General features: G+C 40.6%; 11 protein-coding genes and 1 tRNA gene. All 12 read left to right on the top strand.

The annotated features are described in order from the left end of the window. Positions 1-222: 222 nt before the first annotated feature. The 12 genes from murA to OGM63_RS17330 all read left to right on the top strand — a co-directional run bounded on the left by murA (position 223) and on the right by OGM63_RS17330 (position 13,329). Positions 223-1,575 carry a UDP-N-acetylglucosamine 1-carboxyvinyltransferase gene (murA, locus tag OGM63_RS17390; protein ID WP_318528483.1) on the top strand — a complete coding sequence of 451 codons (1,353 nt, stop codon included), beginning with the start codon at positions 223-225 and terminating at the stop codon, positions 1,573-1,575. Positions 1,576-1,793: 218 nt separating this feature from the next. Beyond that, positions 1,794-2,669, top strand: a complete 876-nt coding sequence (locus OGM63_RS17385) for a M48 family metallopeptidase (RefSeq protein ID WP_263746860.1) — start codon at positions 1,794-1,796, stop codon at positions 2,667-2,669. Beyond that, positions 2,648-2,731 (top strand) — tRNA-Leu (locus OGM63_RS17380). Before OGM63_RS17385 ends, OGM63_RS17380 begins: the two co-directional genes overlap by 22 nt. Before the next feature lie 1,020 nt (positions 2,732-3,751). After that, entirely contained in the window at positions 3,752-3,979 is a 228-nt protein-coding gene (locus OGM63_RS17375) for a hypothetical protein (protein WP_318528482.1), read from the top strand. 459 nt (positions 3,980-4,438) lie between these two features. After that, positions 4,439-5,248: a WecB/TagA/CpsF family glycosyltransferase gene (locus OGM63_RS17370; protein ID WP_263746859.1), complete on the top strand. Its 810-nt coding sequence runs from the start codon at positions 4,439-4,441 to the stop codon at positions 5,246-5,248. Between the two features lie 831 nt (positions 5,249-6,079). Further along, positions 6,080-6,907 carry an ABC transporter permease gene (locus OGM63_RS17365; RefSeq protein ID WP_263746858.1) on the top strand — a complete coding sequence of 276 codons (828 nt, stop codon included), beginning with the start codon at positions 6,080-6,082 and terminating at the stop codon, positions 6,905-6,907. 16 nt (positions 6,908-6,923) lie between these two features. Further along, positions 6,924-8,201, top strand: a complete 1,278-nt coding sequence (locus tag OGM63_RS29590) for an ABC transporter ATP-binding protein (protein WP_318528481.1) — start codon at positions 6,924-6,926, stop codon at positions 8,199-8,201. Positions 8,202-8,533: 332 nt separating this feature from the next. Continuing rightward, positions 8,534-9,385: a class I SAM-dependent methyltransferase gene (locus OGM63_RS17350; protein WP_263746857.1), complete on the top strand. Its 852-nt coding sequence runs from the start codon at positions 8,534-8,536 to the stop codon at positions 9,383-9,385. 134 nt (positions 9,386-9,519) lie between these two features. Continuing rightward, positions 9,520-10,473 carry a GDP-mannose 4,6-dehydratase gene (locus OGM63_RS17345; protein WP_263746856.1) on the top strand — a complete coding sequence of 318 codons (954 nt, stop codon included), beginning with the start codon at positions 9,520-9,522 and terminating at the stop codon, positions 10,471-10,473. Between the two features lie 62 nt (positions 10,474-10,535). Then, the gene (locus OGM63_RS17340; protein ID WP_263746855.1) at positions 10,536-11,630 is read left to right on the top strand and encodes a glycosyltransferase family 4 protein; all 1,095 of its coding nucleotides are present in this window, start codon (positions 10,536-10,538) and stop codon (positions 11,628-11,630) included. A gap of 186 nt (positions 11,631-11,816) precedes the next feature. Then, complete coding sequence (locus OGM63_RS17335) at positions 11,817-12,005, top strand: hypothetical protein (protein WP_318528480.1); 189 nt, start codon at positions 11,817-11,819, stop codon at positions 12,003-12,005. Between the two features lie 16 nt (positions 12,006-12,021). Then, complete coding sequence (locus OGM63_RS17330; protein ID WP_263746854.1) at positions 12,022-13,329, top strand: ABC transporter ATP-binding protein; 1,308 nt, start codon at positions 12,022-12,024, stop codon at positions 13,327-13,329. Positions 13,330-13,336 lie beyond the last annotated feature (7 nt).

Below are 13,336 nucleotides of genomic sequence, written 5' to 3'. Positions count from 1 at the left end.
CCCCCCATCTCCCCCTGCCCCACTCCCGCTATACTATGCATTACTCAGCGCACTTATTTTACAAATGCTTAAAAGGCTGACTCCAAATCGCTTGGAAGAGCAAATTCTCACTAAATAAATGCTATATCTAGGGCAAAAATGTAGACAAATCGAATCTTTCCTGTAGAATCGAAACCAACTTGAAATCTTTAAAATTACTGAATTTCTTTAGGAGGTAGGCTTATTAATACGAATACCAGCTTACCAGATGCAAAATCTTCATCTGAAGCAGACTCCTCAGTCTTGCAAATCTGGGGTGGGCATCGTTTGCGAGGTCATGTGAAAATTAGTGGGGCAAAAAATTCAGCATTGGTAATCATGGCTGGAGCCTTACTATGTTCGGGAGATTGCCGCATCCGCAACGTTCCATTATTGGCTGATGTCAAGCGGATGGGTCAAGTTTTGTCAGCTTTGGGTCTTCGTTTAGAGCAACACGATGATATTTTAGATATCAACGCCAGCGAAATTACAACGTCCAAAGCTCCTTACGAACTAGTTACCCAGTTGCGGGCAAGTTTTTTTGCCATTGGTGCAATTCTGGCACGACTGGGAGTAGCACAGATGCCATTACCAGGTGGTTGTGCAATTGGGGCAAGACCGGTTGATCTGCATGTCCGGGGACTACAAGCGATGGGAGCCGAAGTGCAGATAGAACATGGCATTTGTAATGCTTATGTCCCAGGTAGTAATGCTAGGCTCAAAGGAGCCAAGATTTACCTCGACAGCCCCAGCGTTGGTGCAACGGAAACCTTGATGATGGCAGCTACTCTGGCTTCGGGGGAAACTACCTTAGAAAATGCGGCACGGGAGCCAGAAGTAGTCGATTTGGCGAATTTTTGTAACGCGATGGGAGCAAAGATTCAAGGTGCGGGCACTAGTACGATTACCGTCGTCGGTGTCCCCAAGTTGCATTCTGTAGACTACTCTATTATTCCCGATCGCATTGAAACAGGTACATTATTGGTTGCTGGAGCGATCACGCGATCGGAAATCACCCTCTCACCAGTGATACCAGAGCATTTGATTCCAGTACTTGCCAAACTGCGGGATATTGGTGTCTCCATAATTGAAGAAGCACCTGATTGCTTACGCATTTTACCCGCTCAAACCCTGAGAGCGACGGATATTGAAACCTTGCCGCATCCAGGCTTTCCCACGGATATGCAAGCATTATTTATGGCTTTGCTAACCGTAGCAGAGGGCGACAGCATAATCAACGAATCTGTGTTTGAAAATCGCTTGCGTCACGCTTCCGAGTTGAATCGCTTAGGAGCAGACATTCGCGTTAAAGGCAACGCAGCTTTCGTTCGGGGAGTACCGATGTTATCTGGCGCACCTGTATTAGGTACAGACTTGCGGGCATCAGCAGCCTTAGTCTTGGCAGGACTGGCAGCTGAAGGCAAAACGACAATTCAGGGATTGCACCATTTAGATCGCGGCTACGATCGCCTTGATCTGAAGTTACAACAATTGGGAGCAAAAATTCTCCGCGTGAACGAAACACCGACGGATGCACCAATTACCCGCAATAGCTAGTAATCCTCAAACGTCGATTTCAACGTAGTAGTTTACGTCATTAGCTTTGAAAGTTCGTAGTCAGCGCTTAAGCGCTTAAAATTGAGCGATAAATCGCTCGCTACGAGTCATAAGTAGGGCATCTGCCCTGCCTAATTGTCGTTATACTAGCGGTGGGAGGCTGTATATATCAGCAGTTACATCCCACCATTTCTTAATTTCTTTTCGTTTCGATTGCTATGTCCTTTTTTAAGACTCAGCTCATTGGTATCAAAGCAGATTCTTTTCGTCATCCTTTAGACTTGGAAGCAACTCTTGCTCTCAAGCAGATACCCGGATTAGACATGCTCGTGCGAAATTTGCTCGGACCATTGGCAGAGCAAGTTTTTTATGTAGAAAATATCGCTTCCAGCGTTTTGGTTGGTGAACTACAACTACCTGATTTACACAAGCTGTTGTTAGAAGCTTGTAAAATATTGGATATGGAGCCTCCCCAACTGTATATCCGCCAACATCCCGCTCCCAACGCTTATACTTTTGCCATGCGGGGGAAGCAGCCTTTTATTGTCGTACACACTTCCCTGATTGATCTACTCACCCCCCTAGAGATTCAGGCAGTGATTGCCCACGAGTTAGGACATCTCAAGTGCGATCACAGCGTTTACCTGACTCCGGTAAATTTATTGGTATTAGCAGCCGCAAGTCTACCAAATATAGGAGCAATGCTAGCACAAAGCATACAAGCACAACTTTTAGAATGGGTACGCTGTGCTGAGTTTACATGCGATCGCGCTGCATTATTAGCCACCCAAGATCCCAAAGTTGTCATGTCAGTCTTAATGAAGCTTGCCGGTGGTTCCCCAACATTAGCACCCCAACTCAACCTCGATGCCTTTGTCGCTCAAGCTCGCGCTTACGATGATATTAGCAAGACTGAATTGGGTGAAATGGTCAAAGTAGCCCGCACCTCTCAATTATCCCATCCAGTGCCAGTACTGCGGGCGCGAGAAATTGATCGCTGGGCAAGCAGCAAAGAATATCAAAAGTTGTTGCATTCGTCAGAAAAAGTGTATAATAGTGAAGTTGCACCCAAGGGCGGGTGGCGAAATTGGTAGACGCATCACACTCAAAATGTGACGATCGTGAGATCATAGGAGTTCGATTCTCCTCCTGCCCACTAGACATCTCCAGAAAACAATGTAGAGACGCGAAATTTCGCGTCTCTACAGCGAAATTTCGCGTCTCTACAAGGGTTATAAACAACGCATAGTTCATTTATGGAGATGTCTACTGGAAAAATATAGATAAATGTAGGGTTTCAGCCAAGCGATCTGGAACCCTATATTTTTAGCTTTGTTTTCTATTAGACGATTCTGTGCACAATGTAGAGACTATTCTGTGCTACGTCTCTTGGGGTTTTGGACAATGCATATTTAATTTTCGGCGTTGCTGAATCAGAATATGAAATGCCAAAATTACCTTTCTTTTTCTTTGTACCTTTGCGCCTTTGCGCCTTTGCGTGAGACAAATTCATATTTTAAATCAGCAACGCCTAATTTTCAAATAGGTTGTCTATTGAATAGAAGCACTATATCAAGCAGAAATTAGGTTATAGGAAAAAGATATACCTGTTACAAGGGTTAAATTAGGCTGTAACATTTGCCTATCAATAATTTTCACCATTTTTTTGCTTAATCTGGATATTAAATAAATTTATAAATTTTCTTTGCGATTTATAAACTTAATTCCGGATTGCGATGGAAAATTCATGAAGAAATATAAAGAAACTAGCAAGGGCTTATTTATGGCTTTATGGCGATCGCTTACAGGATCAGTTCTCAAAGTATAGTTTTAATTGACCCAATAAAATAGCCTGGATAGTTCTTGCTACCCGATGTAATTGAGAAATAAACTTGCCAAGTATCCCAAGGGTTGTTTCTATTGAGAATTATAAATCTCAATGGGGATTTACTTTTTTAATTCGCCATATTGCATGGGTAAGCGCTCATCAAACAACACGAAATTAACCTCATTCTAGCCGCTTTTCATCATGATATTTGTTCCCCTGCACTATTTTGATTTGACGATGGGAGAATTATGATCTAAAATGTATATATGAATGACGAAAAAATAAATTATCAACGACTTACCAGTCAGAAAAGTCCAGTTATCTTACTCCACAGAGAGGTTAATAATTATGCGATTAAAGAGATGGGAATCTCCCCGTCGTGAAGGCAGAAACGATAAAGGCAGAGGTGGTTCTGCAAGACAGCGACAACTTAAAAAACAACGACAGATGCTGCGAAAAAGGCTGAAAGAAGGCAACATCCTAGACAACAACAATAAGAAGCAGGGGGAAGAAAAGTTAATCTTCCCCCTATTTTTTTGGGCTGGTTTTAAAATTAAGAATATTAATGTTATTTAAGCTACATAACAGCAGATTGTTTGTTAATTCATAAAATTTTAAAATATAAACTATACTTCTCATTTGCAATCCTCAAGTATTAGGGTTTGCCTGTTTAACTGTTTAATATTTGGCTAAAATTACTGAATTTTTGTGTTAATTAGATATTGATTTTCCGATTTTTAAAGCGAATGTAATGCTTCCGTAAACAAATCATCAAGAAAATATAAAGTTAAAATAAAGTTTGCCGACAAATGACTAAATTGGCTTTTTTTTAGGGTAAATTCTATACAGGCTAAAAAGAAATAATTATTACCAGGGAAGCCAAGAATTTACAGTAAAAGCTATTGCATCTCCATGTGTTAACTTCAACCATGCTTCAATCCTTGAAAAAAGTCGAGAGTAATCAAATTTGACATTTTCAATATTTGAAATGGTTAGTCGTTGTTTTGAGTTCCCATTTGACACAAGGAGTAACTTATGGTAGGAATTTTTCTACCGAAACAAAGAGTGCTTGATTTTCCGATTACAGCTTTACGCTTTGAGGATCAGATACAAACAATACTGAGGTGGGCGATCGCTCGCGAAAGTAAAACTGTTTGCGTAGCCAACGTACATATGCTGATGGAAGCGCATTGGAATCCAGAGTTCGCTACTGTTTTAAAGGACGCAGATATAATCACTCCTGATGGAATGCCTTTAGTATGGATGATGAGGCTTTTGGGAGCGCGTTACCAAGACCGTGTAGCGGGGATGGATGTTTTATTAGCATTGTGTAAGCTAGCGCAAACACAAAACGTCAGTGTTTTCTTTGCGGGTTCTCAACTCGACATTCTTTCTTTAATGCAAAAAAGGTTAGAGCAGGAATTTCCGAAGTTGAAAATTGCAGGAATGGAACCTCTGCCCTTTCGTCCCATGACTGAAACTGAAGACAAAGCTCTGATTAAGATGATTAACAACAGTGGTGCTGGTTTGGTGTTCGTATCTCTGGGGTGTCCCAAACAAGAAAATTGGATAGCTCAACATAAAGATAAAATCCAGTCGGTAATGATTGGGTTGGGTGGAGTTTTCCCTGTATACGCAGGAATCCATAAACGCGCACCCCGCATGATACGAGACTTGGGTTTTGAATGGCTATATCGGTGGTTGCAAGAACCTCGACGTCTCTGGAATCGTTATACACAGACCATTCCAGCTTTTATATTGTTGGCTTTGAAGCAACTGTTGATGTCGAGTTCTTTTAGTACTCCATTTCGTATACGCGAACGGTATTTGGGATGGAGGGATTAGTAATTGTAAAAAAGAATGTAGAGACGTAGCAGTGCTACGTCTCTGGCTTCTAGATAACGCATGTTTAAATTCGGATTCGGTCGGAGTCTAATTTACTACCATTTAATCATCCTTTTGCACTCTTATTCAGTTTTGATTTTTGAAATACACGTAGGGTGTGAAAGCGTTGCCTAACGCACCATTCTTAAGGGTTTAGTACGTTAGCGACGAAAGTACGGCACCCTACAAATACCTAATTTTGTTCAAAAACAAATCGGATTGCTATATTAACGTGAGTTCGACCTACATTTAGTTTTTGCCTCAAATTCAAACTAGTAGTCTGTCAATTTTATTTTGAGGGTATGTGTACATGCAAAACCCGCTCAAAGACGTAGCATTGCTACGTCTCTACAACCTGTCATTTTTATCTTGACAGACCACTAGTACCAGTAGATTTTCTGAGGAAAATATCCGGAACACCAGTTAAGCACTTAGAAGTATATTACAGAATGTTCTCCGAGTAAATACTAATGTATTCATTTTTCGTCAAGCATTTGACCATAAATTATCAACAAATAATTCCGATAATTTTGTAGCTGTCTATGTCACCTAAAGTAGCTTTGTGTAAGCCTTCCGGAGTTTTAAAGCTCAAGTTTCCATCTTGACTTAATACTTTTTGCCAAAAACTCCAGTTGATTTAAAGCTTAGACAAAATTACAAATATTTCCTGATATGAAGATTACCGAAGGAAATACTAAAGGGATAACAAAGGCAGTATTTTTTCGGGGATTCAAATATTGACCGCAAAACAATCACACGTTCTCTAAGGGAATGCAACATACAGGTAAGTAGATGGAAAGCAAAGAACTCATCATCGAGGCAGGTAGAACTGAGAGTCAGTATTGGAAAGACCTGTGGAAATACAGAGAGCTATTTTACTTTCTGGCATGGCGCGATATTTTGGTGCGCTACAAACAAACTGCGATCGGGATGGTATGGGCATTGATTCGTCCCTTCTTAACTATGGTGGTGTTCACCTTTGTCTTTCAAGGAGTGGCAAAACTACCCTCGGTAGGAAATACCCCTTACCCGATTCTGGTTTTTGCTGGTTTGCTACCCTGGCAGTTTTTCTCTGGTGCCCTGACTGAATGCAGCAACAGTTTAGTTTCCAATGCCAACCTGCTTTCTAAAGTTTACTTTCCGCGTTTGATTGTCCCCACTAGTGCAGTCATTGTTAGCTTTGTAGACTTCATGATTTCCGGTATCATTTTACTAGGGTTGATGGCGTACTACAACTTTGTACCTGATTGGCGCATTTTGACACTGCCGCTATTTATTTTGATTGCCTTTGCAGCATCCATAGGTGCAGGATTGTGGTTAGCAGCTTTGACTGTGGAATATCGCGATTTCCGCTATATTGTGCCGTTTATAGTGCAATTTGGTTTGTACATTTCTCCTGTAGGTTTTACTGCCAGTAGAATACCGGAAGAATGGCAGCTGTTGTATTCACTCAACCCAATGGTAGGAGTAATTAACGGTTTTCGATGGGCAATTTTAGGCGGCGAATCGCAGATATACTTACCTGGCTTTGCATTGTCTGTAGGTTTAGTAATTCTAATGCTTGCTAGCGGAATTTGGTACTTCCGCAAGATGGAACGCACATTTGCTGACGTGGTATAGCAAGGAGTAGATTGACATGTCTGATACAGTTATTAGAGTTGAAAATTTAAGTAAGAAGTACATTCTGGGTCAGCAGAAAGAAGGCAGTAGTAGATACAAGTCTCTGCGCGAATCTATGAGTGACGGGGCAAAGTCTGTTGGAAAAAAACTTCTCAAACCAGGAAGTCAAAAAGACTTGAACCCAAGCGAGCAAGAGTTTTGGGCGCTGAAGGATGTGTCTTTTGAGATTAAGCAAGGCGACAGAGTTGGGTTCATTGGGCGTAATGGCGCAGGAAAATCTACGCTACTAAAAGTTCTCAGCAGAATTACGGAACCAACTTCTGGCTCTATCCGGATTAAAGGGAGAGTTGCTAGTTTATTAGAAGTAGGTACGGGTTTTCATCCAGAGTTGACGGGTAGAGAGAATATATTCCTCAACGGTGCAATTCTAGGGATGAGCAAGGTAGAGATTACCCGTAAGTTTGATGAGATTGTCGCATTTGCGGAAGTTGAAAAGTTTTTAGATACGCCTGTTAAAAGATATTCTTCTGGAATGTACGTGCGGTTAGCGTTTGCAGTAGCAGCACATTTGGAGCCAGAGATTTTGATTGTAGATGAAGTGCTGGCTGTAGGAGATGCTCAGTTTCAGAAGAAATGTTTGGGCAAGATGGAGGATGTGGGTAAAGAGGGAAGAACAGTTTTATTTGTGAGTCACAATATGGCTACTGTGACAACTCTGTGTCAGAGAGGCATTTGGTTGATCGGTGGTCAGGTACATATGGATGGAGATGCAGAGCAGGTAACCAGCAAGTTTTTGACCTACGGAGCCGAACATTCTGGAGAAGTAGTTCTTAATAGTAGCAACAAGCCAAATCAGCGGTTTTGCTTTAAGCGAGTTTCTTTACTCAACTTAGAGGAAAATATAACCTCTTATTTTGATATACGAGAGCCAATTATAATTCGCTTAGAGTACTCTGCTACTCAAACTATCAAAGATTTGGAAGTATCTATGCGAGTTGACAATTCTTCTGGAATTCCAATATTTACAACCAATCGTTCTTCATCTCTTGCTTCCGGGGTTTCAGGGGGAAATTACATTTCGGAAATTGAAATTCCCGCTCTTTTTCTGGTATCTGGAACCTACACCATTGATATTGCAGCCCATGTGCCTAACGTAGAGATTCTGTGTCAGCATCAATCTCTAATAACCTTTGAAATTGAGGAAACAGGTAGTGATATGGCTTTGTATAAAGGCACTGCTTTTGGCGTTGTATTTGCAAATATTCCTTGGAAAGAAAAATACTTAATTATGTAATAGAGTTAATTTATTATTTTAGTTAATCATCTTAATAATTAAATCCCTGACTTCAAGCAAATACTTAAATTATGATTCAAAGTAGAAATTACTCACTAAATTATTTGGGTGTAAAAATAAAATCTCTGCTTCAAGGTGTCACAAACAAGTTTACCAGTATACTAAATATTTATCTAGCGAGAAAGCGTAACGTTGGCAAAAACTCTGTAAAGTAGATGAGAATCATAGAATCCTGAAAAAGATAGAAAATAAACGGCAGATAAGTATATTATGGCAAAATCTCAAAAACAAACTTGTTGTTAGTGGTAAAAAATTTTAGGAGTTTCATAGACATGAAATATAAATATACATACGAAGAATCTCTTCATTGGATGCGTAGCCAACCAGAACACTCTGAGTTAGTCGAACTATGCTACCTTGATACTGATAATCTTGTAGCTGCCAAGCGTTTTACATCAAGTGAAGAATTTGCAGAGATCATAAGGCTCTTGAAATTAAAAAACTCATCTAAGCAATTAAAAATACTTGATCTTGGTTGCGGAAGTGGTATAGCGTCTTATGCTTTTGCATCTTTAGGACATGAAGTTACTGCTGTAGATCCCGATCAAAGCGAAGATGTGGGACTTGGAGCTACTAGTAGACTAAGTTATGTGGTTCATAATGGCTCTATTTCAACTGTTGAAGCCTTTGCTGAAAACCTACCTTTCGCAGACTCAACATTTGATATTGTATATGCGCGTCAGGCACTCCACCACTTTTCTGACTTGTATAAAGGTCTTTCGGAGTGTTCAAGAGTACTAAAGGCTAATGGTTTACTACTGGCAACTAGAGAACATGTTATCAGTGATGAAAACCAGCTTAAAGAATTTCTGGATAACCATATTTTGCATCAGCTACACGGAGGTGAGAATGCACATACTTTGAAAAATTACATCTCAGCACTCCAACATGCTAGCTTTAGGAACATAAAAACTTTTGCTCCTTTCGACAATGTTATCAATCACTTTCCTGAATCTAATGCTGATGTAAAAGGTAGATTGTACCAATCATTGCAAAAAAAGTTAGGGAAGGTCATTGTTTCGATTTTGATAAAACTTCCACCTCTTGAAAATTACTATCGACAACATCTATCTCGTAGCTGTAACTTTCCGGGTAGACTCTATTCCTTCCTTTGCCTTAAGTAGGAAAGCTAGTTATGCAAATTAATCGGCTGAAGACGTTGTTAAGTATTTTGCCTGATGGTCAGGCTATGTAAAGACTTTATCCCTGCCCTTACCACCTGCCAATGGAAGAAGTCTACAAAAATACTAAGAAAACTATGAAAACAGTTATCATATGTGGTGTCTCTGGTCAAGATGGAGCCTATTTAGCGCAGCTACTGTTAAACAAAGGCTATACCGTTTGCGGCACTTCTCGCGACGCCCAAATGTCCACCTTTCAAAACCTGGTTCGCCTGGGCATCCGCGAGCAAATAAAATTAGAATCAGTTGCCCTCAATGACTTTCGCAGCGTTTTGCAAGTCCTTACCAAAATTGAGCCGGATGAGATTTACAACCTAGCAGGGCAAAGTTCAGTTGGTCTTTCCTTTGAGCAGCCCGTTGAAACCCTTGAAAGCATTACTACAGGTACTTTAAATCTGCTAGAAGCCATTCGTTTTCTAGGTAAACCAATCAAATTTTACAACGCTGGCTCTAGTGAATGCTTTGGCGACACAGGAGAACAAGCTGCTGACGAAAGCACACCATTTCGTCCCCGAAGCCCTTATGGTGTAGCCAAAGCCGCCGCCTTTTGGGAAGTTGCCAACTATCGCGAAGCCTATAACCTGTTTGCCTGTTCTGGCATTTTGTTTAATCATGAGTCTCCCTTGCGACCACAAAGATTCGTCACACAAAAAATTGTCTCAGCTGCCTGTCGTATTGCTGCGGGAAGCCAAGAAAAGCTACTTTTGGGCAATATTGACATCGAACGTGACTGGGGCTGGGCACCTGAATACGTTGAAGCAATGTATTTGATGCTGCAACAAGATAAACCTGATGACTACGCGATCGCCACTGGCATCTCACATAAATTAGAAGACTTCGTAGCCACTGCTTTTGCTGAATTTAAATTAGATTGGCGCGAACACGTGGTAAGTGATAAAAATTTATTTCGACCAACAGATATTGCACTAGGAAAGGGTAATCCAACTAAGGCTCATCAAAAGTTAGGGTGGAAAGCTAAGTACCAGATGGCTCATGTTGTCCGAATGATGATACAAGCAAAGGCTAAATAGTTTATTGCTTTGAGCAATCGAGCGCAAAGCAATACTTAACTTTAACAGGAGGAGTATAAACTATGCGAATTATATACGATGGTCAAATATACGCTCTGCAAACCGCTGGCGGGATTAATCGATATTTTGCAAATATAATCAGCAAATTACCAGAAAGTTATAATCCTACACTTACAGCAATTCATCAAGCTTCTAAGCTAAACTATCCAGTTCACCCAATGTTGGAAGTTTATAAATATAAAAGATTCCGCCCAATTAAACTTTCTTCTAAAATTGAAAAATTTTATTTTAGATATTTAACTGGGATTAAAAAATTTGATATTGCTCACCCTACTTATTACTCATTACTGACACAAAAAGGGATAAAAGAATATTCTTCCCCAGTAGTGATAACTGTTTACGATATGATTCACGAGCTTTTTGCTGCTGAGATTGAACCAGAGGGTTATACTGCCGAGGCAAAACGAAAAGCAATACTTGCAGCTCAGGCAATTATCTGTATTTCGGAAAATACTAAAAAAGATTTGCTTGAACTATATCCTATGGTTGAGGATAAAATATCAGTAACGTATTTGGCTTCCGAAATAGATGCGAGTCTTTCTCATGGGGCTGAATCAGTACCATCCCGACCTTATTATCTTTATGTAGGCAGTCGTACAAGCAGTTATAAAAACTTTGATGGCTTGCTACTAGCTTTTTCTAAAGCTGTTTCTGTGAATCCTGAAATTGCCCTCAGTGTTGTAGGTTATCCTTTTAATGATGCAGAATTAAAGCTGATTGATGAACTAAAGTTAACCAAACATATTGAGCATTATGGATATGCTAGCGACTCTCATATAGCAAAGTTGTATCGTTGTAGCGTTGCTTTTATTTACCCCTCCCTCTACGAAGGTTTCGGCATTCCTCCATTAGAGGCAATGGCTTGCGGAACAGTTGTACTTGCTTCCAATTCCTCTAGTATTCCTGAAGTTGTCGGCGATGCAGGCATACTTTTTGAGCCAAAAGCAACTGGCGATCTAGCAGATATTTTGCTCTCTCTTGTTGATAATTCTCAAGAGCGCGATCGTTTGATTGCAAAAGGATATCAAAGAGCCAAAATGTTTAGTTGGGATAAAACGGTATCGCAAACCCTTGATGTTTATCGTTCTGTTGCATGAGTCAAAATTGTCGAGCGATCGCACGAGGCAGAGTACACCCTAGAACTTCAGGCACAACGATACATTCAGTTGTACCGTTAGGTCTTACAGAAACAGGAGCGACGAACGCTCCCTTACTCGTATTGATATAGAGGCACCCCTATCGGGTTTAGTAGGAAAATTATTGCTCAAAGGTATTCTGAACAAGTGCGGCTGCTGTATTCGCTTAACCCAATGGTAGGAGTAATTAACGGTTTTCGATGGGCAATTTTAGGCGGTGAATCCCAGATATACTTACCTGGTTTTGTATTGTCTGTAGGTTTAGTTGTTCTAATGCTTGCTAGCGGAATTTGGTACTTCCGCAAGATGGGACGCACATTTGCTGACGTCGTATAGGTAGGAGTAGATTGACATGTCTGATACAGTTATTAGAGTTGAAAATTTAAGTAAAAAGTACATTCTGGGTCAGCAAAAAGAAGGCAGTAGTAGATACAAGTCTCTGCGCGAATCTATGAGTGACGGGGCAAAGTCGCTGGGAAAAAAAGTTCTCAAACCCGGTGGTAAAAAAGACTTGAACCCAAGCAGTGAAGAGTTTTGGGCGCTGAAGGATGTATCGTTTGAGATTAAGCAAGGCGACAGAGTTGGCTTTCTTGGGCGTAATGGTGCTGGTAAGTCAACGCTACTGAAAGTTCTCAGCAGAATTACGGAACCAACAAGCGGATCTATCCGGATTAAGGGGCGAGTTGCTAGTTTATTGGAAGTGGGAACCGGTTTTCACCCAGAGTTGACTGGTAGAGAGAATATATTCCTCAATGGTGCGATTCTGGGGATGAGCAAAGCTGAAATTACGCGAAATTTTGATGAAATTGTGGCGTTTGCGGAAGTTGAAAAGTTTTTAGATACGCCAGTGAAGCGTTACTCATCAGGGATGTATGTGCGATTAGCCTTTGCGGTCGCTGCACACTTAGATCCAGAGATTTTGATTGTGGATGAAGTCTTGGCAGTGGGTGATGCACAGTTCCAAAAAAAATGCCTTGGCAAGATGCAGGACGTATCTCGCGATCAAGGTCGCACTGTTCTATTTGTTAGCCATAATATGGATGCCATTCAACGCTTATGCTCCCAATGTGTAATGCTTGAACGTGGTCGAGTAACCGCCCAAGGTGACACGAACAGTATTGTGGTGCGCTATATGTCTAATAATTCCACGATACAAGCTTCGCCTAATGAATGGATTGATGTATCACAAGTTAGGCGAGAGATGGGAACAAAAGAAGCTTATTTTGGGGCAGTCCAATATAGTAGCCTTAACGAAGCTGCTGCGTTTCAACCCTATTCAAATGGATCGCTCGAATTTTTATTAGCTATTGAGTCAGACTCAGTTAAACAGATTGGAAGCATTGCTGTTTGTCTCTATGAAAAGTTTGGAACCAAGCTGGTTAATGCTGATTCTCTTTCGCTTGGTGAAATTATAACCCTTCAAAAGGGAAAAAATATAGTCAAAATCAAAATAGAAAAATTATATTTAAATCCGGGAATTTATGTACTTGGATTGTGGCTTGCCGACCCTTTAAGAGGCATTGTCTTTGATTATACTGAATCAGCATTTGAAATTGAGGTAATTAATCTTCAAGTTGAAGGGCTTGGCATTAGATCGTCCGCTGACGGTTTTGTGACATGTGATTTTGAGCTTTTCCAAATGACTGAGTTAATTAGGTAAGAGGAAA

The organism is Plectonema radiosum NIES-515, from assembly GCF_025753815.1.
GTDB classification, from domain to species: Bacteria; Cyanobacteriota; Cyanobacteriia; order Cyanobacteriales; family Nostocaceae; genus Hassallia; species Hassallia radiosum_A.
This window is presented reverse-complemented; position numbering and strand designations above follow the sequence as displayed.